This window comes from Amycolatopsis sp. NPDC045836, assembly GCF_056431745.1.
The window spans coordinates 21,150-45,328 of record NZ_JBWKKF010000016.1; the positions used below are offsets into that span (position 1 = coordinate 21,150).

General features: G+C 72.6%; 29 protein-coding genes. 5 read left to right on the forward strand and 24 right to left on the reverse strand.

Annotation, left to right across the window (positions count from 1 at the left end; translation table 11 throughout):
• Positions 1-4: 4 nt before the first annotated feature.
• The 4 genes from AC07EG_RS27995 to AC07EG_RS28010 all read right to left on the reverse strand — a co-directional run bounded on the left by AC07EG_RS27995 (position 5) and on the right by AC07EG_RS28010 (position 2,980).
• The gene (locus AC07EG_RS27995) at positions 5-1,237 is read right to left on the reverse strand and encodes a beta-ketoacyl-[acyl-carrier-protein] synthase family protein (RefSeq protein ID WP_478256182.1); all 1,233 of its coding nucleotides are present in this window, start codon (positions 1,235-1,237) and stop codon (positions 5-7) included.
• Positions 1,234-1,467, reverse strand: a complete 234-nt coding sequence (locus tag AC07EG_RS28000) for an acyl carrier protein (RefSeq protein ID WP_478256183.1) — start codon at positions 1,465-1,467, stop codon at positions 1,234-1,236. The genes AC07EG_RS27995 and AC07EG_RS28000 overlap by 4 nt, the downstream gene beginning before the upstream one ends.
• Positions 1,468-1,668: 201 nt before the next feature.
• On the reverse strand, positions 1,669-2,217 hold the full coding sequence (locus tag AC07EG_RS28005; protein WP_478256184.1) for a dihydrofolate reductase family protein: 549 nt from the start codon (positions 2,215-2,217) through the stop codon (positions 1,669-1,671).
• A gap of 31 nt (positions 2,218-2,248) precedes the next feature.
• On the reverse strand, positions 2,249-2,980 hold the full coding sequence (locus AC07EG_RS28010) for a helix-turn-helix domain-containing protein (RefSeq protein WP_478256185.1): 732 nt from the start codon (positions 2,978-2,980) through the stop codon (positions 2,249-2,251).
• Between the two features lie 221 nt (positions 2,981-3,201).
• Here AC07EG_RS28010 and AC07EG_RS28015 point away from each other — a divergent pair, with 221 nt between their 5' ends.
• Complete coding sequence (locus AC07EG_RS28015) at positions 3,202-3,864, forward strand: DUF4097 family beta strand repeat-containing protein (protein WP_478256186.1); 663 nt, start codon at positions 3,202-3,204, stop codon at positions 3,862-3,864.
• On the opposite strand, the gene AC07EG_RS28020 is transcribed toward AC07EG_RS28015, so the two are convergent.
• The gene (locus tag AC07EG_RS28020; protein ID WP_478256187.1) at positions 3,845-3,952 is read right to left on the reverse strand and encodes a hypothetical protein; all 108 of its coding nucleotides are present in this window, start codon (positions 3,950-3,952) and stop codon (positions 3,845-3,847) included. The genes AC07EG_RS28015 and AC07EG_RS28020 overlap by 20 nt on opposite strands.
• A 183-nt stretch (positions 3,953-4,135) precedes the next feature.
• Here AC07EG_RS28020 and AC07EG_RS28025 point away from each other — a divergent pair, with 183 nt between their 5' ends.
• Positions 4,136-4,585, forward strand: coding sequence for an RDD family protein (locus AC07EG_RS28025; RefSeq protein ID WP_478256188.1), 450 nt, complete (start codon positions 4,136-4,138; stop codon positions 4,583-4,585).
• Here AC07EG_RS28025 and AC07EG_RS28030 read toward each other — a convergent pair whose 3' ends face one another.
• From AC07EG_RS28030 to AC07EG_RS28070, 9 genes are all read right to left on the reverse strand, one after another.
• Positions 4,586-5,236 carry a response regulator gene (locus tag AC07EG_RS28030; RefSeq protein WP_478256189.1) on the reverse strand — a complete coding sequence of 217 codons (651 nt, stop codon included), beginning with the start codon at positions 5,234-5,236 and terminating at the stop codon, positions 4,586-4,588. It abuts the gene before it with no gap.
• The gene (locus AC07EG_RS28035) at positions 5,236-6,423 is read right to left on the reverse strand and encodes a sensor histidine kinase (protein WP_478256190.1); all 1,188 of its coding nucleotides are present in this window, start codon (positions 6,421-6,423) and stop codon (positions 5,236-5,238) included. The genes AC07EG_RS28030 and AC07EG_RS28035 overlap by 1 nt, the downstream gene beginning before the upstream one ends.
• A gap of 7 nt (positions 6,424-6,430) precedes the next feature.
• Positions 6,431-6,880 (reverse strand): hypothetical protein, encoded by a 450-nt coding sequence (locus AC07EG_RS28040; protein ID WP_478256191.1) that lies wholly within the window; start codon positions 6,878-6,880, stop codon positions 6,431-6,433.
• A 52-nt stretch (positions 6,881-6,932) separates the two neighbouring features.
• Positions 6,933-7,472, reverse strand: coding sequence for a hypothetical protein (locus AC07EG_RS28045; protein ID WP_478256192.1), 540 nt, complete (start codon positions 7,470-7,472; stop codon positions 6,933-6,935).
• Positions 7,469-8,041: a TetR/AcrR family transcriptional regulator gene (locus AC07EG_RS28050; protein WP_478256193.1), complete on the reverse strand. Its 573-nt coding sequence runs from the start codon at positions 8,039-8,041 to the stop codon at positions 7,469-7,471. Before AC07EG_RS28050 ends, AC07EG_RS28045 begins: the two co-directional genes overlap by 4 nt.
• Positions 8,042-8,080: 39 nt before the next feature.
• The gene (locus AC07EG_RS28055) at positions 8,081-8,629 is read right to left on the reverse strand and encodes a hypothetical protein (protein WP_478256194.1); all 549 of its coding nucleotides are present in this window, start codon (positions 8,627-8,629) and stop codon (positions 8,081-8,083) included.
• 157 nt (positions 8,630-8,786) lie between these two features.
• Complete coding sequence (locus AC07EG_RS28060; protein WP_478256195.1) at positions 8,787-9,029, reverse strand: hypothetical protein; 243 nt, start codon at positions 9,027-9,029, stop codon at positions 8,787-8,789.
• Positions 9,026-10,105 (reverse strand): terpene synthase family protein, encoded by a 1,080-nt coding sequence (locus tag AC07EG_RS28065; protein ID WP_478256196.1) that lies wholly within the window; start codon positions 10,103-10,105, stop codon positions 9,026-9,028. Before AC07EG_RS28065 ends, AC07EG_RS28060 begins: the two co-directional genes overlap by 4 nt.
• On the reverse strand, positions 10,102-11,874 hold the full coding sequence (locus AC07EG_RS28070; RefSeq protein ID WP_478256197.1) for a 1-deoxy-D-xylulose-5-phosphate synthase: 1,773 nt from the start codon (positions 11,872-11,874) through the stop codon (positions 10,102-10,104). Before AC07EG_RS28070 ends, AC07EG_RS28065 begins: the two co-directional genes overlap by 4 nt.
• 320 nt (positions 11,875-12,194) lie before the next feature.
• Here AC07EG_RS28070 and AC07EG_RS28075 point away from each other — a divergent pair, with 320 nt between their 5' ends.
• Genes AC07EG_RS28075 through AC07EG_RS28085 form a run of 3 tightly spaced genes read left to right on the forward strand, consistent with a single transcriptional unit; the run spans position 12,195 to position 14,940 of the window.
• Entirely contained in the window at positions 12,195-13,292 is a 1,098-nt protein-coding gene (locus tag AC07EG_RS28075) for a polyprenyl synthetase family protein (RefSeq protein ID WP_478256198.1), read from the forward strand.
• An 8-nt stretch (positions 13,293-13,300) separates the two neighbouring features.
• Positions 13,301-13,966 carry an ABC transporter ATP-binding protein gene (locus AC07EG_RS28080; RefSeq protein WP_478256199.1) on the forward strand — a complete coding sequence of 222 codons (666 nt, stop codon included), beginning with the start codon at positions 13,301-13,303 and terminating at the stop codon, positions 13,964-13,966.
• Positions 13,963-14,940, forward strand: coding sequence for an ABC transporter permease (locus AC07EG_RS28085; protein WP_478256200.1), 978 nt, complete (start codon positions 13,963-13,965; stop codon positions 14,938-14,940). Before AC07EG_RS28080 ends, AC07EG_RS28085 begins: the two co-directional genes overlap by 4 nt.
• A 5-nt stretch (positions 14,941-14,945) precedes the next feature.
• On the opposite strand, the gene AC07EG_RS28090 is transcribed toward AC07EG_RS28085, so the two are convergent.
• The 10 genes from AC07EG_RS28090 to AC07EG_RS28135 all read right to left on the reverse strand — a co-directional run bounded on the left by AC07EG_RS28090 (position 14,946) and on the right by AC07EG_RS28135 (position 24,146).
• Positions 14,946-15,449 carry a bifunctional nuclease family protein gene (locus tag AC07EG_RS28090; protein ID WP_478256201.1) on the reverse strand — a complete coding sequence of 168 codons (504 nt, stop codon included), beginning with the start codon at positions 15,447-15,449 and terminating at the stop codon, positions 14,946-14,948.
• A gap of 138 nt (positions 15,450-15,587) precedes the next feature.
• Complete coding sequence (locus tag AC07EG_RS28095; protein WP_478256202.1) at positions 15,588-16,469, reverse strand: hypothetical protein; 882 nt, start codon at positions 16,467-16,469, stop codon at positions 15,588-15,590.
• 9 nt (positions 16,470-16,478) lie between these two features.
• Positions 16,479-17,831, reverse strand: a complete 1,353-nt coding sequence (locus AC07EG_RS28100; protein WP_478256203.1) for a DJ-1/PfpI family protein — start codon at positions 17,829-17,831, stop codon at positions 16,479-16,481.
• A gap of 4 nt (positions 17,832-17,835) precedes the next feature.
• Positions 17,836-18,231 carry a hypothetical protein gene (locus AC07EG_RS28105; RefSeq protein ID WP_478256204.1) on the reverse strand — a complete coding sequence of 132 codons (396 nt, stop codon included), beginning with the start codon at positions 18,229-18,231 and terminating at the stop codon, positions 17,836-17,838.
• 106 nt (positions 18,232-18,337) lie between these two features.
• The gene (locus tag AC07EG_RS28110) at positions 18,338-18,994 is read right to left on the reverse strand and encodes a response regulator (protein WP_478256205.1); all 657 of its coding nucleotides are present in this window, start codon (positions 18,992-18,994) and stop codon (positions 18,338-18,340) included.
• Positions 18,991-20,082, reverse strand: a complete 1,092-nt coding sequence (locus AC07EG_RS28115; protein WP_478256206.1) for a sensor histidine kinase — start codon at positions 20,080-20,082, stop codon at positions 18,991-18,993. Before AC07EG_RS28115 ends, AC07EG_RS28110 begins: the two co-directional genes overlap by 4 nt.
• A 66-nt stretch (positions 20,083-20,148) precedes the next feature.
• On the reverse strand, positions 20,149-20,688 hold the full coding sequence (locus AC07EG_RS28120) for a helix-turn-helix transcriptional regulator (protein ID WP_478256207.1): 540 nt from the start codon (positions 20,686-20,688) through the stop codon (positions 20,149-20,151).
• A gap of 422 nt (positions 20,689-21,110) precedes the next feature.
• Positions 21,111-22,796 carry a DUF885 domain-containing protein gene (locus tag AC07EG_RS28125; protein WP_478256208.1) on the reverse strand — a complete coding sequence of 562 codons (1,686 nt, stop codon included), beginning with the start codon at positions 22,794-22,796 and terminating at the stop codon, positions 21,111-21,113.
• Positions 22,797-23,142: 346 nt separating this feature from the next.
• Positions 23,143-23,796: a hypothetical protein gene (locus AC07EG_RS28130; protein ID WP_478256209.1), complete on the reverse strand. Its 654-nt coding sequence runs from the start codon at positions 23,794-23,796 to the stop codon at positions 23,143-23,145.
• A complete protein-coding gene (locus AC07EG_RS28135) occupies positions 23,793-24,146 on the reverse strand; it encodes a PadR family transcriptional regulator (protein ID WP_478256210.1) in 354 nt (117 codons plus the stop codon). Before AC07EG_RS28135 ends, AC07EG_RS28130 begins: the two co-directional genes overlap by 4 nt.
• Positions 24,147-24,179 lie beyond the last annotated feature (33 nt).

Consider the following 24,179-nt stretch of genomic DNA (forward strand, 5'->3'; position numbering starts at 1 on the left):
GGTTTCAGCAATCCTTGGTCAGCACGAGAGCGGCGTTGTGGCCGCCGAACCCCATCGACGTCTTGACCGCGCACTCGACGGCGGCCGGCCTGGCTTCCTTGGCCACCACGTCGATCGGGACGCGGACGTCGCGGGTGCGCAGGTTGGCCGTCGGCGGCACCAGCTGGTGTTGCAGGGCCAGCACGGTGAGCGCGGTTTCGATGCCACCGGCGGCGCCGAGCGCGTGCCCGGTCCTGGCCTTGGTCGAGCACACCAGCGGCTGGTCGCCGAGCACCCGCTCCAGGGTGGTGGCTTCGATCAAGTCGTTCATCACGGTGGAGGTGCCGTGGGCGTTGACGTGGCCGATGTCGGCCGGTGCGACGTCCGCGTCGGCCAGCGCGGCCCGCAGCGCGCGCTCGACGCCTTCGCCCTCGGGTTCCGGGGCGACCGCGGCGTAGGCGTCGCTGGACGCGCCGTAACCCGCGATCCCCGCGCGGACACGGGCTCCTCGCGCGAGGGCGTGCCCGGGACGTTCGAGCACGACGAGACCGGATCCCTCACCGATGACAAAACCGTCGCGGTCGGCGTCGAACGGGCGGCAGGCGGTGGCCGGGTCGTCGCGGCGGGTGGACACCGCGCGCAGCTGGCAGGCGCTGGCGACCAGCAGCCGCGAGCACACGGATTCGGCACCACCGGCGATGGCGATGTCGCAGGCACCCGAGCGCAGCAGCTGCAGCGCGGTGCCGATGGCGACCGTGCCCGAGGAACACGCCGTGGAAACGCACAGGCTCGGCCCGCGGGCACCGAGGTCGAGGCAGACGCTGCTGGCGGCGCTGTTGACCGTGGTCATCGGCGCCAGCTTCGGCGACACCCGGCGGGCGCCCTTTTCGGCGAGCACGGTGCTCTGCTGGTCGTAGAAGGGGAGACCGCCGTGCGCGGAACCGATGACCACGGCGACGCGATCACCGTCCCACTGCGCGGGGTCCAGTCCCGCGTCCGCCACCGCCTCACGCGCGGCGAGCACCGCGAGCTGGGTGAACCGGTCCATCATCCGCAACGCCGGCACGCCCAGCAGGGCCGCGGTGTCGAGGTCGTCGATGGTGTACATGAAATCGCAGGGCAGGCCGTCCAGTTCTTCGAGGTGGCGCACCGCCGGTGCCCGGCCGGGCCGCGTCACGTCCCGCCAGGTGGCGTCGGCGCCGACCCCGGCCGCGGTGACCAGGCCCAGCCCGGTGACCGCCGCGGTCCGCGCCGTCACGCCGCGAGCTTCTCGCCGATGACCGTGGCCAGCTGCCCGACCGTTTCCCGCGAGGTGAGCTGGACGTCCTCCAGATCGATCAGCAGGCGCTCCTCGACGAGCACGCGGAGTTCTTCCAGGGCCAGGGAATCCATGCCGAGGACACGCAGCGGGACCTCGGGTCGCACGGCGAGGGGTTCCACGCCGAACTTCTCGGTCAGCAGGGCGGTGATTTCGGCGGTGATGGTCACTTCTTCGCAGCTCCAGGTTCGCGGGGCACGGGTGTTTCGCGCGCAGCGACCGGCTCGTGGTCCGGTGCCGGCGATCCACCCTTTATACGTGCCGACTCCGCGATTGCCAGTTTCTTAGCTCCATGGAGTGAATCCGGAGAAATCCCGGAAACCGATATCACCATTCCCCGATTTTCCCGCCGGGCATTTCCGCGGCGGGTTTCAGCGCAGCACGCGGTAACGCAGGTGAGTGGACGGATCGCCTTCGATCAGCCGGGTGCGCCGCAGCCGGATGCGCCCGCCGAGGTCGTCGAACAGCCGGGTGCCCGCACCGAGCAGCACCGGTTCCAGGTGCAGGTTGAGTTCGTCGACCAGGCCCAGCCGCAGCGCCTGGTTCGCCACGTCGGCCCCGCCCATGATGTGCACGTTCTTCTCCCCGGCCGCCCCCTTGGCCCTGGCGATCGCGGTTTCCACGTCCGGCACGAAGGTGAACGTGGTTTCGCCCGCCACGCGCACCCCGCGCGGGCGGTGCGTCGGCACGAACACCGGCATCCGGAACGGCGGGTCCTCACCCCAGCCGCGGGTGTGGGCGTAGACCCGGCGCCCGGCCACCACCGCGCCCGCCGCGGCGAACGCCTCCTGGACCATCCACCGCTCCCCGCCGGGGCGGATGGAGTCACCGGCGCCGCCGAGCGGGTTCTCCACACTGGGATCCGGCCCGGTGATGTAGCCGTCGAGCGACATGGACAGGCTGATCTCGACCACACCCATCGACCGATTACACCACGCGCCGGGCGCCCGATCACTTTCGATCTTGAGGGATTTCCGGTTCGGTGTAAAGGATCTCGCGAGCCTGTTCCGCGGCGCGGGTGATGCTCTCGCCGACGAAGTCGACGAAGCGGGCGATGCTCTCGAGCCGGTTGGCGGCCGGGGTGCCGTGGCCGAGCACGGTGACACCCCGCCGCGCGGTCTCGGCGAGCCGCGCGTGGGACCGGGCGGCGGAAATCATCGACTGGTACCAGACGTCGTTGTCGGCGAAGTAGCGCTCGCGACGGCGTTCGTCGCGTTCCCGGCGGATCAGGCCCTGGCTTTCCAGGAACGCCACCGCCTTGGACACCGACGCCGGGCTGACCTGGAGGTGCCGCACCAGTTCGGCCGCGGTGAGGCTGCCCTCGTCGGTGATGATCAGGCAGGTCAGCACCCTCGCCATCATCTTCGGCAGGCCCTGCTGCATGAACAGGCCGGTGAAGGTCTCCTCGTACTCGAGCACGGCTCCGGCGTCGCGCCCGTGGGCGAGCGGGGCCGCGGTCCCGCCCCGCGGTGTGGTGCGCCGCCGCCGGTGGGCGCGGCGTTCGGTGGCGTGGTGGGCCAGGTCGGCGCGGTAGGCGGTGGGGCCGCCGTTGCGCATCACCTCCCGCGTGACGGTCGAGGTGGGCCGGTCGAGCCGCCGGGCGATCTCGGCGTAGGCGTGGCCGTCGGCCAGGCCCAGCGCGATCTGCCGGCGTTCCTGCTGGGTGAGCCTGCCTCCGGGCACGCGGCCTCCTCGGGGTAGCGGGAGGCCGCAGCATAGCGTTCACCCTCGGCTCATTGCAATGCTGGAGAGCTGGCAATGTTGCGTTGAATTCGTACCCATTGCAATGCTGTCTAAGCTCTGAGCTGTTTCTTTGCTGCTAGAACGCAATGAAGTAGTTGCCCAGATCGAGAACGCAACGTAGCGTTTTCAATATCGGAAACAACAAGCCAAGGAGCAGGGACATGCCGGAGTTCACCACCACCGCCCCGATCACCGCCGTTCTGGACCTCCCCGCCGGGCACGTCCGGCTCATCGCCGCGGACCGGGCCGACACCAGGGTCGAGGTCCGGCCCGCGGACGCTTCGAAGAGCCGCGACGTCAAGGCGGCGGAGCGGACCACCGTCGACTACGGCGACGGTGTGCTGCGGATCGTGTCCGCGGCGAAGAACCAGCTGCTCGGGCCGTCCGGGTTCGTCGAGGTGACCGTGCAGCTGCCCGCCGGTTCCCGCGTCGATGGCAAGCTGGCCGGGGCCGGTCTCCGGGGCGTCGGCCGGTTCGGGGAGGTCGCCGTGGAAGGCGCGCACGGCGAGATCAAGATCGACGAAGCCGCAAGCGCGCGGCTGTCCGCGCTCGCCGGTGACGTGACGGTCGGCCGTCTCACCGGGCCCGCGGAAATCAGCACCGGCAAGGGCGACATCAGGATCACCGAGGCGGTCCGGGGCACGGTCGTGCTGCGCACCGAAATGGGCGATGTGACGGTCGAGGCCGCCGCGGGCGTCTCCGCCTCGCTCGACGCCGGTACCCCGTACGGCCGGATCCACAATTCGCTGAAGAACGCCGGTGCGCCCGGATTGACGATCCACGCCACCACCGGCCACGGCGACATCACCGCCCGCAGCCGCTGAAAACCACGGGAGGCGCCACCGCCGGTGGCGGCGTCTCCCGCGGTTGACCGCTGCGGCGGCCGACGGTGTGCAGGATGAGCAGGTCCATGCCCGGGAACCGGCGCCCTCGCGCCGGATCCGCGCGTTGGCCCGGATGTTCACCCGCCGTTGGTAACACTGGGAAAGGACATGCCGGTGAGCTCCGTTCACCGGGGACTCCCAGCGGTGACTCCAGCCGCGGCCCGGGCGCGGGTGCTTCTCGATTCCTGACCGGCTCCCCTATGCTGCCGCCATGTCCGGCGAGGTGGACCGCCCGGTGCTGCGGCGGTACGCGCAGTACGTCATCGACCGGGTGCTGGTCGTCCTCGGCTCGCTGCTGGCCACCCTGCTCGCCGCGGCGCTGGCGCTGGGTTTCCTGTGGCTCACCCGCGGTCCGGTGGAGGTCCTGTGGTTGCCGCTGGTGGTGCTGGTGGCCAGCGCGCTGGGCGGTTCGCTGCTGGTGGACGTGTGGTTCCCGCACCGCCGCGGTGGCGCCACCCCGGCGATGCGGTGGCTGGGCCTGCGGGTGGTGACCCTGCGCGGGAACCAGCCGCAGCTGCGGGCACTGCTGCTGCGCTGGCTGCTGATCAGCGTGGACGACCTGTTCTTCGGCCTGGTCGGCGCGGTGCTGATCGCCCTCACGCCCCGGCGGCAGCGGCTGGGTGACCTGGTCGCCCGCACCGTGGTGATCCGGGTGCGGTGATCAGCGCAGCAGGCCGCGCTGCCAGGCCCAGATGGCGATTTCGGTGCGGTTGCGCACCTCCAGCTTGCTCTGCACGCTCGCCAGGTGCGTTTTCACCGTGGACAGCGAAACCCCGAGGTCCGCGGCGATCTCGTTGTTGGTCCGGCCGCGGGCCACGGCGAGCACCACGTCGGACTCCCGCTCGGTCAGCGGGGTCGCCACCGGCTGCGCCCGCCGCCGCAGGTTCTCGGTGAACCGGGCCAGCAGCCGCACGGTCACCGCCGGGGACACCATCGCCTCCCCGTTGGCCGCCGCCCGCACCGCCTCCACCAGCAATCGCGGCCCGGCGTCCTTGAGCAGGAACCCGCAGGCACCGCCGAGCAGCGCGGCGTAGACGTTCTCGTCGGCGTCGTAGGTGGTCACCACGACCACCCGCAGCGGATCGGCCACCGCGGGCCCGGCCAGCTGCTCGGTCGCCCGCAGCCCGTCCACCTTGGGCATCCGGATGTCCATCAGCGTCACGTCCGGCCGCAGGCGCCGCGCCAGCCGGACCGCGGCTTCGCCGTCGGCGGCCTCGGCGATCACCTCGATCTCCGGTGCGGCGTCGAGCACCAGCCGGAAACCGGTGCGCACCAGCGTCTGGTCGTCGGCGACGAGCACCCTGATGGTCATCAGATCCCCCGGGAGAGCAGGACGAACGGCTGGTCCTCGGCGCCCAGCGGCAGCCGGGCGGTGACCAGCCAGCACCGCTGGGGAGCCGGTCCGGCGTGCAGGCTGCCGCCGAGCATGGTGACCCGCTCGGTCATCCCGACGATCCCGAAACCGCCGGGTGCGCCGCCCGGCTGCCCGGGAACGCCGTTGTTGCGCACGGCCACGACGAGTTCGTCGGCCTCGACCCGGGCCGACACCACGACTTCGGTGGCGTCCGGGGCGTGCCGCCGGACGTTGGTGAGCGATTCCAGCACCACCCGGTGCACGGTGGTGCCCAGTTGCGGGGGAACACGCAGCTGGTCCAGTTCCTCGGCGATCTCGACCGCGGCACCGGTGCTCGCGGCGGCCCGCACCACGTCACCGAGCGCGGTGTCCGGCGCGGGCGGCACGTGTTCGGTGTCGCGCAGCATGCCCACCAGCCGCCGGGCCGCGGCCAGCGCTTCCCCGCCCGCCTGCTCGATCTCCCGGTAGACCTCGGCGTGCTCGGTGGGGTGCCGGGCCTCGGTGAGCGCGCGGGCCGCCTGCACCCGGACGACGATGCCGCTGACGTGGTGGGCCACCAGGTCGTGCAGTTCCCTGGCCAGCTGGAGCCGTTCGTGCGTGCGGACCCGGTGCAGCACGGCGCGCTGGCGGCCGTCGGCGTCCCGCAGGATCAGCCCGACCCCGAGGCAGGCACCCCAGTACGCCGCGGCCCCCACGCCGAGCAGCGCCTCGGCCGCATCGGTGCCGTAGCGCAGCAGGGGCGCGGCGATCATCACCGCGCCCAGCGCCACCGCCAGCCCCGCCGCCCGCACCGGCACCAGCCGACGGCACGCCGCCGCGGTGAGCACCCCGGCGGCCACGACCTCGGTGAGCACCGGCTGGTTCCGGCCGGTGCCGGCGAACAACGCCACGGCCGTGCTGATGGCGGACAACGCCGCCACCGCACCGCCGAGCACCCCGATGTGCCGCGGGAACCGGCGGCGCAGCACGCTCAGCACCGCCATCGCCGGACCGGCGGGAGCCAGGAAACCGGTCAGCGCCCCGGCCAGCCCGGCGTCGACCGGCGCCCGCAGGCCCAGCACGAGGTCACCGGCCGTGGCCGCCACCAGCGCGGCGAGCTCGGTGCCGAGCACCCCGCGCCGGGCCGTGGCACCCGCTGCGCGCATGGGGGCATCATCCAGCAGGGGTGCCGGCGCGGGCGAAGTGGGCGTTCGACGGCGGCAGGTAGCTGAACACCACCCCGAGCACCGCCACCCCGCAGCTGAGGTAACCGGCCCAGGTCGCCGGCGTGGCCAGCAGGGAACCGAGCTGCAGCAGGGTGAGCACGGTCAGCGTCACCCGCGCCCAGTTGCGCCCGGCCTTCAGCTTGAACGCCAGCCACAGGTAACCGAGCACCAGCACGGCGACCACGGCGAGCGCGAAGCCCTGCCCGATGGTGACCGCCTGGTCGAGCCGGTCGCCGGTCAGCGCGGGATCGCCGGTGCGCAGCTCGCTGGCCAGTTCGTCCCTGGACGACAGGATCAGCACGCCACTGGCGATCGAGGTCAGGGTGGCGGCGAGGAAACCGAAGAACGCGACGAGAACGGTGGTCGGCGGGTTCGCCCGCAGTGCTTCAGTGGTCATGGCCTACACCTTGGTCCGGCTCCGGAGCCGTGGCAGCGCAACCGATCCCCGCCTAGTACTTTCGGCCGAGGCCGGACTCCGGCAGCAGGTGCGCGAGCAGCAGCTTGAGCAGCAGCAGCGGCACGAACCAGGCGAGCACGGCGGGCACCGGGGCGAAACCGGTGACCGCGGTCAGCGCCACCGCGGTCACCGCGAACGCCACCGGCCGGCGCAGCGAGTCCTCGGTGAGCACCACCAGGACCGCACCGGCGAGCACCGCCCCGTAGACCACCGCGGCGGTGGTCCACGAAAACCCGGGCACCACCAGCGCCAGGACGAAGGGGTGCGCGTGGGCCGCGACAAAACCCAGGTGGTGCGCCCTGGTGCGACCGGGGCGGTGGAACCAGCGCTTGGCGGAACCGGTGGCGTTGACCACGGCGCCACCGAACAGGTCGAAACCCAGCACCACCACGACGACCACGGCGAGCGCGGGCAGCCCGGCGTCCAGCGCGAGCACCGAGACCAGCGCCGCGCCGGCGGCCGCCGCCCCGAAACCGGCGGCCACCTCACCCCGGGACGCGCCGGGGGCGATCAGCCGGTCCACGACGGTCATCGGCGCACCCCGTGCAGGCACAGGTCGACCACCGGCCCGGCGAGCGCGGTCAGCGGCACCGCGGGATCGGCCAGCCACTGCACCAGGCAGCCTTCGAGCACGCCAACGACCACGGCGGCGTGCGCCTCGCCGACCCCGTCCCGCAGCTCCCCCGATTCCCCCGCCTCCGCGAGCAGTTCCGCGACCACGCCGCGGTGTTCGCGGTACACCGCGGCCATGTCCAGCGGCGGCCCGGCCGACCACAGGTCCAGCAGCACCCTGGCGTGGTCGGCGTGCTCGGCCAGTTCCGCCAGCGTCGACCGCAGCAGCGCGGCCAGCCGCTCCAGCGGGGGACCCGGCTGCCGTGCCGCGGCGAGCGTGGCGGCCGAGCGGGCCGCGTAGTCCTCGAACACCGCGGCGAGCAACGCCTCCCGGCTGTCGAAGTACAGGTACACGCTGCCCTTGGCGACACCCGCCTCCGCCGCCACGTCCTCGACGCGCGACGCCGGGAAACCCTTCCGCGCGAACACCCGAACCGCCGCATCCAGGATTTCCCCGCGCCGCGTCGCCCGATCCACCCTCTTGGCCATGCCGCAATCATGACTGACTGGTCAGTCATAACGCAAGGCTCAGCCGAAGGAGGACCCGCTCACCCGGTAACCACCCCGCTCGACCGGCAGGAACGGGATGGCGCTGTTGCACATCAGCGTGTCCTCGGCGAAACCGCCGGTGCTCCAGCTCCAGCCGATCAGGTCCGGCCCGCGGGCGCTGTCCCGCACGCTGACCCCGACCCGCCGTCCGACCAGCTCGGTGCCCGGCGGGGCGGCGGGGAAGTCGATCCGCTCGATCACCCCGGTCACCACGCCCTGCCCGGCCGCGGCCAGCACGCAGTCCACCCTGGCCTCGAAGTCGGCGAACAGCCGCCCGTCGGGGTAGTGGTGGGTGACGTGGAACCGGCCGGAGTGCACACCCGCCGCCGACATCCGGCCGTCCACGGTGAACCGCACCGGATCCCCGTTCTCCCCCGGCAGCTTCGCGTCCGCGCTGCCGGCCACGCGCACTCCGCCCGACCCGGCCGCGGCCACCAGCCCCGGCTCCGCCGCCGCCGCGGTCATGGTCGTGGCCGTGGCCGCCGCGACCGCCAGCGCGGCCAGCCCGATCTTCGTTCCCCTGCGCACTTCCCGTGCTCCTCCCGGTCGGTGGATCGCCTGTGTGCGGTCCACCCTCGCCGGATCCGCGCCGGAATCCTTCCCCCGGCGGGGGGAAGCAGCTCACTCCGGGGCGGGAGAGCGGGGGGCGGGAGAGCGGGGCGCCACCGGGGGCGCCCCGCCCTCGCTAGGGCAGCAGGCCGGTCGCCCCCTCCTTCACCACCAAGGTGCTCTGAAGGCACATCCACTGGTCGCGGTCCCACTGCCCGGCCCACTCGCCGGCCACACCCGCGGCCTGGCACAGGTGGGCGGACCCGAATTCCCGGTACTCCGCCCAGCCCGCCGGCGACTGGGCCGAAGCGATCGCCGGACCAGCCGCGGCCAGGGCCATGGCGGTGAGCACGAGAACACGGGCGAAGGTGCGGTTCATGTTTTCTCCTTGTGGTGTGAATCGGTCGAACACAGGCGCCACCACCAGCTGATCGCCGGAATGGGCGGTGGCGTGGAATCGCTGTCGCGCGGACGGCCGCACCAGCCGGGGTGCGGCGCCGGGCGGCCGTAGTCGTGGTACCTCGGCACGTTCAGCGCCCAGTCGTTGTTGCCGCGGATGGCGTGGCCGAGGCAGTCCAGGTAGCACCGCAGCGCGTCGCTGCCGTCCAGCCCGGCACGCGTGCGCAGGAACAGGTCCATCACCCGGTCCCGCAACGCATACGCCTCGTCCATCGCCCGCTCGGCGGTCCAGCCGTACTGGGCGCGCAGCACGTTGACGAGGTTCTGGTCGGTGTGCTGCTCGTCGCTCTCCTTCCGGTGGGAATGCAGGTCGTTGTCCCACGAGGCGATCAGGTTGGCCATCTCGGTGACGGCCCGCACCCGCGGGGAGTCCATTTCCGCGGCCGGGACCTCCGCGCCGTTGGCGATCTCCAGCATCGCCAGCGTCGGCGGCCCGCCCGAACTGCCCAGCCGCATCGCGGTGTACTCGGCCAGCGACGGCATCCGCCCGCTCGCCCGGTTGGCGATCTGCCAGGCCACCGCGAACAACCAGGCGCGGTGCGCTTCCTGGAACCGCCGCACCTGCACCGGCGTCGCGCAGACCTCGAACCCGCGGCCGATGTCCTGCAGCGCCGCCACGTACGGATCACCGCCGGGCACCGGTTCCCACGGGGTTTCCAGTGCCCGCTGCAGCGTCCCCGCCATGGCCAGGAACGCCGCCGGGTCCGCGCTGTAGGCACCGCTGTCGCACCGGGCGTCGTCGAAGGCGAAACCCCAGTACACCCAGTGCGCGGTGACCTGGAGGTGGCTGGTGATGCCCGCCGGGGCGAACCGCGCGTAGAACTCCGCGCTGCGGGTGCCGATCACCCGGGCCCGTTCCTCCTGGCCGCGGTAGAAACCGAAGTGGTCGATCCACTCGATCGCGCGTTGCTCCACCAGCTCCGCGTCGGGGTGGATGGCGGGGGGAATGGGGCAGTAGAACGGCCGCAGCGCGAGGTTCTCGTCCAGGGAGGTCATGCGTTCCCCCTCGCGCGGGTGGCGCGCCACAACCGGCTGATCGACGTGGCGAGCCCGGCGGCGTCCAGGCCGTGTTCGGCGAGGATCGCCGAGCGGGAGGCGTGGGCGAGGTACTTCGGCGGCAGGCCGAGCGCGTGCACCGGCACCGGGCACCCCACGTCGGCGAGCAGCTGGGCGAGACCGGTGCCGAAACCGCCGGTGCGCACGCCGTCCTCCGCGGTGACCACCAGCCGGTGCCCGGCCGCCAGCCCGGCGACGGCCGGGTCGAGCGGGTGCACCCAGCGCGGATCGCACAGGGTCACCCCGATGCCGAGGGCATCCAGCGCCACCGCGGCGCCGTACCCGGCCGAGGCCAGCGGCCCGGCGGTCACCAGCAGCACGTCCGGCCGGCGGCCGCGCCACAGCACGTCGAGCTCGCCGTGCCGTTCCACCACGGGCAGTTCGGCCGGCGCGGACCCCTTCGGGAAGCGGAGCGCGGTGGGCCCGGTGGTGGTGCCCACCGCCTGCTCCAGCAGCGCCTCCAGGGCCGTCGCGTCCCGTGGCGCGGCCACGCGCATCCCCGGCACCGCACGCAGCAGGGCGAGGTCCCACATGCCGTGGTGGCTGGCGCCGTCGTCCCCGGTGACCCCGGCCCGGTCCAGCACGAAGGTGACCGGCAGCCGGTGCAGCCCGACGTCCATCAGCACCTGGTCCAGCGCGCGGGTCAGGAAGGTGGCGTAGACCGCCACCACCGGGTGCCGCCCGCCCAAGGCCAGCCCGGCGGCCGCCGCGACCGCGTGCTGCTCGGCGATACCCACGTCGACCACCCGCCCGGGAAAGGCCTCCGCCAGCGGCAGCAGCCCCGTGGGCCGCAGCATCGCCGCGGTCAGCGCGACCAGCTCCGGCCGGGCGGTGGCCAGTTCGAGCAGCCGCGCCCCGAACACCGAAGTCCACTTCGGACCCGAAGCGGGCGGCCCCGGCGCGCCGACGGTGTGCAGCCGGTCCGCCTCGTCCAGTTCCGCGGGCTCATACCCCCGGCCCTTCACGGTGACGCAGTGCACCACCACCGGCCTGCCGAACTCCTTCGCCCGCCGCAGGGCCCGTTCCACCGCCGCCACGTCGTGGCCGTCTACCGGGCCCAGATAGGGGAAACCGAGGACGCGGAAGAGGTTCGGGCCCGCCCCGGCGGTGTCGCGCAACCCGGCGAGGTGCCGCCCGACGGCCCCCACCGTCGGATCGTAGGAACGGCCGTTGTCGTTCAGCACGATCACCACCGGCCGGTCCGCGGTGGCCAGGTTGTTCAGCGCCTCCCAGCACAGGCCGCCGGTCAGCGCGCCGTCCCCGACCACGGCCACCACCGGCCGGCCCGCCCTGGCCAGGCCGTCGGCGTAGGAGAGCGCGGTGGACGCGTGCGAGTTCTCCACCAGGTCGTGCGGCGATTCCGCACGGCTCGGATAACCGGACAACCCGCCCGCCCGCCGCAACGACGGGAATGCCCGGACGCGGCCGGTGAGCAGTTTGTGCACGTAGCTCTGGTGACCGGTGTCGAAGACAATTCGCTCACGCGGGCTGTCGAATACCCGGTGCAGTGCGATGGTCAGTTCCACCGCCCCCAGATTCGAACCGAGGTGCCCGCCGGATGCGGTCACCACGTGCACCAGGAAATCGCGTATTCGCGCGGCCAGCTCAGCCAATTCCCCAGGGCGGGCGGCCCGCAGCACGGCGACCGGATCGGGGCTTTCCAGCAACGATCCGGCGTCGAGGTCCACCGGGCGAAGGGGCGCGCTCATGGCAATTCCTCCAACCGCCCGCCACAACGGCGCGCGGAATGACTTTTTCGCAAAGGGGATCTCCGGCGATGCCGGTCCGCTCACGGTGCCTGACCGGGGACCGGTGGTTCAAGACCGCCGCTGATGTTCAGCCCGTACGGGTGGCAAGTGTTTCGTGGGCGGCGGTCACCGTTACCGGTGACGACGGCTGCGTCGCGCTCCGGTGGTGCGGTACAAATGTTCCGGCCCGGCGAATGACGCGCCGGCCGGAATACCACCGCTGCCATTCACCGGTGCGGTGCGGACGCCAGCATTCACGCGGATCCCCTCAAGGAGCGGACATGTCAGCCGAGCAAGTCGTCAGTGCCTTCCCGCGGCCGCGCCGGCCACCGGCCGACGCCTCCTGGGTGCGCACCGGGGTCGACCACGCGCTGGCGGACTACCTCCAGGCGCAGGCGGACCGCTCGGCCGATCGCTGCGTGCCGCCGCTGATCGCGGTGATCGCCGACTTCCTCGCCGGGGGCAAGCGCTTGCGCCCGGTGTTCTGCCACTGGGGCTGGGTCGCCGCGGGCGGCCGGACCGGCGACGAAGCGGTGCTCGCCGCCGGCGCGGGCCTGGAACTGTTCCACACCTTCGCCCTCATCCACGACGACGTGATGGACCGGTCGGCGCTGCGGCGCGGGAAACCGACCGTGCACGAGGTGCTGGCGACCCGGTTCCGCGACGGCGAGCCCCCCGCCGAGGCCCAGCGGTTCGGCATGAACGCCGCCATCCTGCTCGGCGACCTCTGCCTGGCCTGGGCCGACGACCTGCTGCAGCACGCAGCCGCCACCCCCGGCTGCTCGCCGAGGGTCCAGCCGCTGCTGCACGACATGCGCACGGAGGTGATGGTGGGCCAGTACCTCGACCTCGACGGGGAGGAGATCACCGACCCGCTGGCGCACAGCTGGCGCACCATCGGCTGCAAGACCGCCGGATACACGGTGGAAAAACCGCTGCAGCTCGGGGCCGCGCTGGCCGGCGCCGACGACGACCTGCTGCGCTGGTGCAGCGCCTACGGCAGGCCACTGGGGGAGGCGTTCCAGCTGCGCGACGACCTGCTCGGCGCCTTCGGCGACGTCGCCGTCACCGGCAAACCCGTGCTCGACGACTTCCGCGAAGGCAAACGAACCGTGTTGATGGGCCTGACCTGGGAACGAGCCACCCCGCGGCAGCGGGAGGTGATCCGCGCCCGGCACGGCGACGAGCACCTCGACGAGGAAGGCGCCGCCGAACTCCGCGCGGTCATCCGGCAGACCGGCGCCGAGAACGCGGTGCGCGAGCTGATCACCGCCAAGGCCGGTCAGGCGAACCGCCTGCTGGAGCGGGCGGACCTGCCGGAACCGGCGGCGGCCGCACTGGCCGAACTGGTCGGCCTGGTCACCGGGCGGGTGCGGTGAGCGGGGGCATGGCAGGCGGCTCCGGGCAGGTGCTGCGCGCGGTGAACCTGCACAAGTCCTACGGCTACCGCCCGGTGCTGCGCGGGGTGGACTTCGGCCTGCGCCGCGGTGAACTGCTCGGGGTGCTGGGGGAGAACGGGGCGGGCAAGTCCACCCTGCTGCGCGTGCTGGCCGGTGTGCTGCGCCCCGACCGCGGCGAGGTGCGCTACCAGGGCAGGCTCGGCTACTGCCCCCAGCACATCGTGGTCAACAACGAACTGACCGTGACCCAGCACCTGCGTTACTTCCAGTGCGCCTACCACGTGGAAAACCTCAAGCACGCCGCCGAACTGCTCGAACGGCTCGACCTGATGCGCTACCGCAACGCCAAGGCGGGCACGCTCAGCGGCGGCACCCGGCAGAAGCTGAACCTGGTGCTGGCGCTGATGCACGACCCGGACGTGGTGCTGATGGACGAGCCGTACCAGGGCTTCGACTGGGACAACTACCTCAACTTCTGGGAACTGACCACGGAACTGCGTGACCGGGGCCGCTCGGTGCTGGTGATCTCCCACATCGCCCACGACACCGAACGCTTCGACCGGCTGTACCGCCTGGAGAGCGGGCAGGTGGTGCCCTCCGGCCCCCCGGCAGGCGAAAACGGGGAGTGCACCGCGGTGGAGTGCGCGTCATGACCGCGGCCCCCGCCGTCCTGCGGCAGGCCAGGGCCCGGTGGACGGCGATGGCCGACGACACCAGCTGGCGGGCCGCGCTGGTGAAGGCCGTCGGTTTCGAAACCGCCCAGCACGCCAGGAACCGGCTGGCGCTGTCACTGGTGGTGTTCTTCATCCCGGCCTGGCTCGCCCTGGTCACCTCGATCCTCCCGGCCGCCCCGATCGACTTCCAGTCCAGGGTCACCGGCGAACTGGTCAACGTGCCCGCCAACGAGCTGGCGCTGATCTCGGCGGCGCTCAACGCGGTCACCCTGATCGTCGGCTTCATGATGTTCGCCGCCATGCGCCGCTCCAGCGAGTTCGACCAGCGCCTGGTGCTGGCCGGCTACTCCCGCTCGGGGCTGCTGCTGGCCAAACTGGTGGCGCTGGTGCTGGTGGCCGCGGTGGTCAGCGCCTACGCGGCGGTGTCGATGACCTTCTTCACCGACCCGCACCAGGGCGCGCTGCTGGCGCTCAGCCTGTTCTCCAGCGGCCTGACCTACGGCGGCATCGGCATCGTGCTCGGCGTGGCGGTGTCCACCGAACTGGCGGGCATGTTCGTCATCATCATGATCAGCCTGGTCGACGTGATGGTGCAGAACCCGACCATCAACCCCGGCCGCGACCAGGCGCTGGTGCAGTTCCTGCCCACCTACGGCGCCATGCAGAGCGGGGTCGCGGCCACCTTCACCGACGCCGCCAGCGCCGGTCACCTGCTGCTCGGCCCGATCTGGCTGGCGGTCTTCGCGGTGTTCGGCCTGATCGCCTTCTACGCCCGCACCCGCGACCACAGCAGGCACACCGACGCCCCGGCACCCGCCGTGCCCGCGGCGATGGTGACCCTGCGGACCATGCCCGACGGCACCATGCTGGTGGAGTCGCGCCAGGGACCGATCGTGCTGTGCTCGCACACCGACTGCGGCATCGAGCAGGTCTCCCTGCCCGGCGGCCTCTGACCGGGCTACCGCAGCCCGGGCGGCGGGTCGGTGAAGTCGTCGGGAGAGGCCTCGGCGAGCTGGTCGCGGAAATCGGCGACCTCCTGCTCGACGTCGGGTTCCTCCTCGTCGGCGAGTTCGAGGTCGGCCGCGGCCACGGCCAGCACGGTCTCGGCCACCTCGAGCGGCACCCCGGCCCGCACCCCGAGCGCCACGGCGTCACTGGGCCTGGCCGAGATGCGGGTGCCGTCGGCGAGCACCAAGTCCGCGAAGAACACCCCCTCGTCCAGCGCGGTCACCTCCACCCGCTGCACCCGGCGCCCGAACGCCTCGATCACCTGACCGATCAGCTCGATGGTGTCCGGCCGGGCGTGCTCGACCCGCTGGCACGCCTCGATCAGGGCACCCGCCTCCGGCGCACCGATCGAGATGGGCAGCCAGCGCCGGTCCCCGGCGATCTCCCGCAGCAACATCACCGGCGTCTCATCCGGCGGCAGGAGAGCCACTCCGTGCACGCGCACCGCGATCACCGCATCCACCCCGTTCCCGTGTCGGTCCCCACGGTTTACCCAGCCCGGCGGCCACCACTCGCCACATCCCCGGCTGAATGGGTCACATTTGCGCACCCACGGCAGCGCCACCTCAAGGACCGGTACGGGCGGTACCGCTCAGTTCGCGATCGCCAGGCTCAGCACCGCCTTGCCGGTGCCGACGGCGACGGCCTTGACCTCGACGCCGTTCATGATCGTGGCGCGGCCGGTGTTCAGCGGTGAGGTCATCGTGCCGCTCTGGAACTTGGCCCCGACCTCCATCACCCCATCGGCGATGGTGCGCACCTTGAGCAGGGTGAACCCGTAGCGCCGGGGCGCGGGCACCGTGGCACCGGGCGTGACCAGCACCTCGCACCGGCCGTCCCCGCAGGCGGACAGGTTCTCCCCGTCCTTGGCCGCGGGCAGGTCCACCGGCGCGGCCGACGGCGTGGCTTCGGGTTCCGCGACGGGACGGCACTTCTCGGCCTTCTCGTGGGCCTGTGCCACGGTGCCGTCCGCCGCCACCAGCGTGGCGAGGTCGAGCCCCTGCGGCTTCAGCGCCCCGAGCGCGGCGGTGGTCTCGCTGACGTACCCGCGCAGGACGTCGGCATCCGCGTCGTACCGGCCGGCGTACTCGTCCACTTTGGACCCGAGTTGCCCGGCGGCCTTGGTGTAGGCGTCGAGCAGTTCCGCGCCACGCGGGAACTCCGCCGGCTCCAGCGACGTGGTCTGGTAGTCCACGTTGTCCAGCAAGGTGTCCAGGGAACGCAGGTAGGAGCTGAGGTCCATGTCGGCGAACTCGTCACCGAGGTCCTTCGGCGGCTTCGGCGGCACGAGGAACACCTTGGTGGCGTCGCAGAACTTGTTCAGCCACTCCACCTGCTCCGGCGTCGGCGGGGGAGCGGGCGGGCTCGGTGGCGGCGGGGGCGGGCTCGCCGGTGCCGCCTGGTCCGGTGCGCCGCAGGCGGCGAGGCTGCACAGGACCAGGACCGCGGCACCGAGCCGCACGTTCTTCCGCATGGCCTCTTCCTACTCGCCGCTGCGGGGAGGGGTCTCGTTTCTGGCAGCTTCAGGCCGCCGGACCCGCCGCTTTCGCCGCCGGACCGCCAGGACTGCCGCCCCGGCGACGAGCACCAGCACCACCGGCAGGAGCGTGGGCCGCCACGGCCAGGCGGCGCCCTCGAGGCCGAGGTCACCGGCGGGCAGCTCCAGCACCTTCGCCGTCCACCGCGCGGTCGCCACATCGGTGTACTCCGCCAGGTCGCGCACCGCCACGTCGTAGGCGAACCCGGGCCGGTGGTGCACGTATTCGGGCGCCGGCCCGCCGGCGGGCGCGACCACCCCACCGGCGGCGGCACCGGGCACGAGCAGCCGATCCAGCTCCGGGGCGGCGGCGGCCAGGTCCGAACGCGGCAGGAAGGTCAGCCCGTGCCTCGACCGCACCGCACCGCCGTCCGCGGACAGCGCCAGCGTGCGGGCGGCGAGGGACTGGCCGCCGTGCGTGTCGAACACCGACGCCAGCTCGATCTCCCCGGTGCCTGCGGTGAGCAGCACACCGATCCGCGGCGGGTTCCAGGTGAACCCGGCGTTGACGATGGCGACCGGATCCGGCATCCCGGCTTCCGGGGTCACCGGTGCCGCGGTGTGCCGCCAGCCGACCGCCGCCGCGGCCTCGGCGGCGGCCTGCGCCCCGGCCAGGCGTTCGACCAGGTGCAGCGTGCCGTCGACCCCGGACAGGATGCCCGCGGTGGAGACGATGTCGCCGTCGTCGACGAAGCGCTGCCCCCGCACCCAGTTCACCGCCGGGTGCTCGGCCTCGAACGCGCCGATCCGCAACCAGTGCGCGGTGGCGGACCGCCCGCCGAGCAACCCGGCCGACGCCAGCACCCCCGCCCCGTTGCACACGCTGAGCAGTTGCGCGCCACCGGCGGCCTGCGCCCGCAGCCAGTCCGTGACCGGCGCCGTGCTGGGCTCCCCGACGTCGGGGAAAGCGGGCACGACCACCACGTCGGCCACGGGCACCCGGGCGGCCAGCTCGCCGAAGCTGAGGTCGGGGACCAGGTCGAGGCCACCGGTCAACGGCAGGGGCCGCCGCTGGGACGCCACCGTGTAGACGTTGAACCGGCCGGTCGCCGCGAGCACCTCGTACGGGGCGAGCACATCGGAGACCACGGCACCGCGGTCACCCACGACGACCACGGCGGTGGGCTTGGCGGGATCGTGCGCCACCGGCGTGACCGCGGGAACGGGCCGAGCCGGACCGGGTGCGTAGAGGGCGCCGAACGCGGCGAGCGCCGAGATGGCCGCACCGGCCGCCGGGACCAGCAGCACGGCGACCACCACGGCGAGCACCCGGACCGCGCGCCGGGCGAAGGTGCCCACGGGCTCAGTGCCAGTACTCGGCGCGGCGCCACAGCATGGCGGCCAGCATCAGCGGGAACATCAGCACGTGCCCGGCGACCATCACCGCCGAACCGGACAGCACACCGAACCAGTACGGCACCAGCAGCGCCGCGAACGGCAGGAACATCACCGCGGACATCTCCGCGGCACGCGGCCACGGGTGCCGCCGGACGAGCATCCACAACACCATCACCACGGTCATGTCGGTGGCCATCACCAGCGCGGCCACGTCCGGGCGCGCCACCCACGCGGCGGGCCACAGCGGCCCGAGCGCCACCATGCCGGCGAGCATGGCGACGACCATTTCCAGGTAGTGCCCGAGGAAGCGGGCGAGTTTCCGGTTCCGGCTCCTGGCCGGTCCGGCGGCGGCGGTTGTCATGACGGGGACCTCCGGTTCGCGGTGCTCTGACGCGATCGAGAATCCCCGCCCGGGGCCCCTCTGCCAGGTGCCGGAAGTCATGACCCGGGTCATGACCCGGACGTCCTCAGAGCAGCCCGAGGGCACGGGCCCGCAACGCGGCCTGCGTGCGGTCGCGGGCGCTGAGCTTGGCGAGCACGTTGGTCACGTGGTTCTTCACCGTGCCCTCGGCGAGGAACAGCGACCCGGCGATCTCCCGGTTGCTGTGCCCGTCGGCCAGCAGGCGCAGCACGTCGAGCTCACGGTCGGACAACGGCACCACCAGCGGCTGCGGACGCGCCGCGGCCGGCTCCTCGGGCAACTGCGCGAACCGGGCCACCACCTTCGCCGCCACCGACGGCTGCAGCACCGACTCCCCGCGCGCGGCCGCCAGCACCGCCTCCACCAGCCGCGCCGAGGACACGTCCTTGAGCAGGTAACCGACGGCCCCGGCCCGCAACGCGGCGAACACGTCCTCGTCGTCGTCGAAGGTGGTCAGCGCGATCACCCGGACCCCGGGCTGCTCGACGCGGAGCCGCCGTGTGGCGGCGACCCCGTCCAGCACGGGCATGCGCAGGTCCATCAGCACGACATCGGGCGCGAGTTCGGCGGCCCGCCGCAGCGCCTCGTCACCGTTGCCGGCCTCGCCGACCACCTCGATGTCGTCCCGGATGGCCAGCAGGGTGCCGAGCGCCTCGCGGAAGAGCGCCTGGTCGTCCACCAGCAGCACGCGGACCGGGCTCATGCGGGGACCTCCATGCTCAGCGTGCAACCCGTTCCCGGCGCGGGCTCGAAAGACACCCGCCCGCCGAGGCGCGCGGCCCGTTCCCGCAACCCCAGCAGGCCGAACCCCGGTGCCCGCCCGTCGACCGCCCCGGTCCCGTCGTCGCGCACCGCCAGCCGGACCGTGGCATCGGCGTAGTCGAGCGCGAGATCCGCACGGCTGGCGGCGGCGTGCTTGCGGACGTTGGTCAGCCCCTCCTGCGCCGCCCGGTACAGCGCCTCACGGGCCTCGTCCGGCAACGGCCGTTCGGTGCCGGAAATCGTGACATCGGTGGGCACCCCGGCCGCCGAGGTCTCCTCGGCCAGCGCGGTCAGCGCCTCGCGCAACGGCGGGACCGCCCGCGGTTCCCGCAGCGAACTGACCGACCGGCGGACGTCGGCCAGCGCGGCTTCGGCCTGCTGCTGGGCTTTCGCGAGCACCGCGTCGGCCCTGGCCGGATCCGCCTCCAGCACCGCCCGTGCCGCCTTGACCTGCATCTGCACCACGGTCAGCGCGTGCCCGAGACCGTCGTGGATGTCGCGGGCCACCCGGTTGCGTTCCTGCGCGGTGGCCAGCCGTTCGGCCTGCGCGGCGTAGTCCCGCAGCTGTTCGTGGGCCTCGGCCAGTGCACGCCGGGTCCGCTGCTCCCGCCGCAGCAGTTCGGTGATGACCGCGGCGAAGGTCACCGACGCGAACAACCCGACGCCCTCACGCACCGCCTCGTCCCAGGACATCCCCGCGTGCACGAGCGGCACCAGCAGGATCACCAGCACGGTGCCCGGCCGGGGGAGCAGCAGCACGCACTGGCTGACCAGCACCACGAAGAACAACGTGGCCCCCACCCCGGGATCGTGCGCGAAAACGGCATAGCCGAGCGGGAGCTGGAACACGACATACGCCACCGACCAGCCGAGCCGGTCCCGGCGGCGCACCCAGCCGAACCCCGCTGTGCCCACCGCGGTGAACACGGCACCGAACACCACCGCCCACACCGGTTCCCGCGACGCGAGCACCCCGACCACCAAGGTGAGGAACGCGCCACCGGTGAGCACCGCCAGAGCCCGGTTCATGGGGTCACTCTGAAGTGTCCGGTGCCCCTGGTCAACGGCGGGCGGCTCAGCCGGTCAACGCGGTGATCAGCTCGGCCCGGCCAGGCGCCCGGTCTTGCGGAACACCGTCCGGAGGTGGTCGTTGACCGTGTGCACGGGCAGGTCGAGCCGCCGGGCGATCTGCTTGGGCGCGGCGGCGTCGCGAAGCTGCTCGACGAGCTGCCGTTCCCTGGGCGTGCTGCCGTACCAGGCGCACACCGAGGGCAGCACCTGGCTCGCGATCGCCGCCTGGATGACCACGGCCAAGTCCGCCCCGGCACGCGCCGAAGCGGACAACCCGGCGAAAAACGACTTGCCGGTCCACGCCGGGGCGTCGTGCACCCGGCCGAGGAGCTCACGCCAGCCGAACGCGTGCGCGGTGGCCGAGCGGATCTCGTGGTCCGGCCCGAGCACGAGCACACCGGGCGGCGGACAAGCCGAGGCCGGGCACAGCGGCCCCGCGGTGACGTACCCGCGCAGGAACGCGATCAGCTCCGGAACCAGCCCGTGGAGCCGGTCGATCTCGTCGTCGCCGAACGACCAGCGCCCCCGGGCCCGCACCAGCGCCAGCGCCAGCGAACCCCACACCCGCGGCCGTCCCGCAGCAGCAGGCGCAGTTCGCTTCCGGCGCCGTACTCGGCCAGCAGCCGCCGCATCGCCCGGTGCCGCCGGCTGTCCCCGGAACCGGCCACGGCCACGGGCAGCGGCAATCGGGCGAGTTCACCCCACCGGCACGGGTCCTCCCCGGCACTGCACCCCCGCAGCAAGGCCCGCCCGGAGTCCGGCGCGTACCCGTGCCAGAAGGCGAACGAAGGAATGTTCATCCCCTGCCCCGGCCCGGTCCCGGACAGCCTGACGGCATCGTGTGGCACGACGGCGGCGATGGCCCGCGAGACCGCCGCCCCCATCTCGCCCCACGTCGCCCCGGCCGTCGCTCCACACGTCACCGCCGCGGTCAGTTGCCGCAGCCGCTGTCCCCCCGACCGGCACATGCGAGCGAGCAAAGGCCCTCACAACGCCCCCAGCTCCTCGGTCAGGTCGTCCAGCCCGAGCGCGCCCGCCGACAACGCGGCCATGTGCCACGCCTTCGCGTCGAACCCGGCGCCGTGCGCGGTGCGGGCGGCTTCACGGCCGGCCAGCCACGCCCGCTCACCCAGTTTGTAGCTGATCGCCTGCCCGGGACGGCCGAGGTAGCGGGTGATCTCGCTGTCGATGAACGAATCCGGTTCACTGCTGTGCGCGGCGAACAGTGCACGGCCCAGCTCCGGTGTCCAGCGCTGCCCGGCCCCGATCGGCGAGTCACCGGGAATCGGCAGCGCCAGGTGCATGCCGATGTCGATGATCACCCGGATCGCCCGGAGCAACTGCGCCTCCAGGTAACCCAGCCGCGCACCGGGCTCACGCAGGTACCCGAGTTCGTCCATCAGCCGCTCGGCGTAGAGCGCCCAGCCCTCGGTGCACGAGCTGACCGAGCCGATGCCCGCCTGGAACACCGACAGCCGGTCGCTGAGGTGCGCCCACTGCGCCAGCTGCAGGTGGTGCCCCGGCACACCCTCGTGGTACCAGGTGCTGACCAGGTTCCAGATCGGGAAGCTGGTGCGGCCCAGCGTGGGCAGGTAGGTGCGCCCGGGACGGCTGAACGACCGGTCCGGCCGGACGTAGTACGGCGCGGCCGCGCTGCCCGCCGGTGCCTCGTGGGCTTCCACCCGGCGAATCGGCTCGGCGAGTTCGAAGTGCGTACCGTCCAGCTCGCGGATGGCCTCGTCCATCAACCCCTGCAACCGCTCCAGCACGGCGGGCACCCCCTCGGCCCGTTCACCGTGCTGGTTCAGGTGCGTCATCGCCTCGGCCACCGACGCACCGGGCAGCACCCGCTCGGCTTCCTCGGCCAGCTCCGCACGCAGCCGGTGGAACTCGCCCCACCCCCACTGGTACGCCTGCTCCAAGTCCAGGTCCGCCCCGGTCCACTGGCGCGCGGTCACCCGGTACCGCTCCGCCCCGACCCCGTCCGGCGTGCCCTCGCAACGGGGCAGGTACTCCTCGGCCAGCCACCGGCCCAGCTCCCGCACGGCCGTCCCGGCCTGCCCGGCGGCCCGCTCCAGGTCACCGCGCAGCGAATCCGGCACCTCGGCCCGCGCGGCCAGCCCGGCGAACCAGCCACGCCCGTCCTCGGCCGCCGCCCAGTCGCCCAGCTGCCCGGCCACCGTGCGGACCTGACGCGGGGCCGCGGTGAGCCCGCGTTCCGCACCCACCCGCAGCGATTCGGTGTACGTCGCCAGCGCCGCGGGCACGTTCGCCATGCGCCGGGCGATCACCGCCCAGTCCTCGTCGGTGGCCGTCGGCATCATGGTGAACGCCAGCCTGCTCACGTGCACCGGCCCGAACAGGTTGGACACATCACGCAGGTGCTCACCCGACTCGCTGACGGCCAGGTTCGAACCCAGCCGCTCACGCAGCAGGCGTGCGCACCTCCGTTCGTCGGCGTCCTCCGGTTCCGCCGTGGTCAGCTCGCCCAGCGTGGCCAGCGTGCGCCGATCGAGTTCGTCACGGGCCCGTTGGCCGTCGGGGGAGAAGTCGGGCAGCCGATCCTCACCGGGACGCAACCCGGTCATCGTGCCGATGATCGGGTTCAGCTCGGCGAGGTCGTTGGCGTAGGCGTCGGCGAGGTCGCGGATCGCGCGGGCTGGTTCGGACATGCCCCCATCGTGGCAGGAAATGCCAAGTCCGTCGCACCCACCAGCCGGATCGGCCAACACCGGCGGCCCACCCCCTGGAACGAACCGGCAAGGCGACTGTCCACTGAGGACCAACGCTTCCACTTTGACGCGATTGCGCGGGACGAAGGTGTTCGACCAAGCCATACCGAACGGGCAGGTCCGCGAGTCCTCCGCTCGCCGCGCCTGCATCCGTGCGCGGCACCTGGGTGGCTGTGCTCACCCCGCTGGTACACCTCGGCTCCGTTCGCCAGTGGGCTCGCGCTGGTCCTTTGCTTTCGTCGCAGCCCGTTGACGTCGCGTAGACGGTCGCTTTTCTCCGCACGGTCTACATAGGCACCTCCACAGGTGGCCTGCTGCCCGCTGCTCGCCGGAACAACCAGGCCGAGCCGATGAACAGGGCCATGAAAAACCCGTTCAGCCCGACCAGTTCGAGCACCGACGTCGCCGGTGCTTCGTGTTTGCCCAGCACCAGCGCGATCACGGCGACCAAGCCCTGGGCGACCGCCGTGGCGACCAGGGCACGTGCCATACCCCTCGGGCGGAAACGGGCGACGAAGGCCCCGGCCACGCCCACGGCGAGCACGCCGAAGTACATCAGGTCGGCACGATCACCTTCGACACCGATGACCCCGACCGCACCCATGCCCCAGAGCAGGATCAACGCCGCCGCGAGCGCGACCCCGACGGCCGTGCGGTACGCCGTCTTCTGTCGTTTCATCATTTCCTCCGATATCGGGAATTCGGCCTGGAGGTGCCGGCTCCGCCAGGAAACGTCCGCGGGAAAACCCCGCACCATCCGCGACAGCACTCCGAGCGCGATCCGCCTCTCGCCCGTTCCGGCGGCGCGTTCGCAGGCGATGTGGTCGTGCAGGTCGGCATCGAGCTCGGCGATCCGGCGCTCGGCAGCCGGTGCGGGCAGGCCGCGGGTGTAGCAGCGCACCCACCTGGCCACCAGGGCAGCCATGCGTTCCGGGGTCATGCGGGCCCCGGGGCGATGCGCGGAACGGGCCGGGTGGCCCGCTCGGAATGGGCTTGGGCGGCCACTTGGGCTCCCTTCGTGGTGAGTTCGTACAGGCGTCGGCGTGGTCGCCCCTCGGCCGCGGCCGCGTCCTCCCAGGAGGAGGTGAGCAGGCCGAATTCCTCCAGTCTGCCAAGGGCTTTGTACAGAGTTCCGTGGCTCGTCAGCGCCGATGATCCGCTCTGCTCCCGCATGGTCTGCGCGAGCGCGAACCCGTGGAAGGTGTCCTGCCCGGACCGCGTGGTGGCCAACGCGGCGGCGAGGATTTCGATCTCGAGTGGCAGCAGGCTGCCCGGCTTCCGGCGCGGCATGGGGAGAAGTATAGGAAGATATCTTCCGATAAG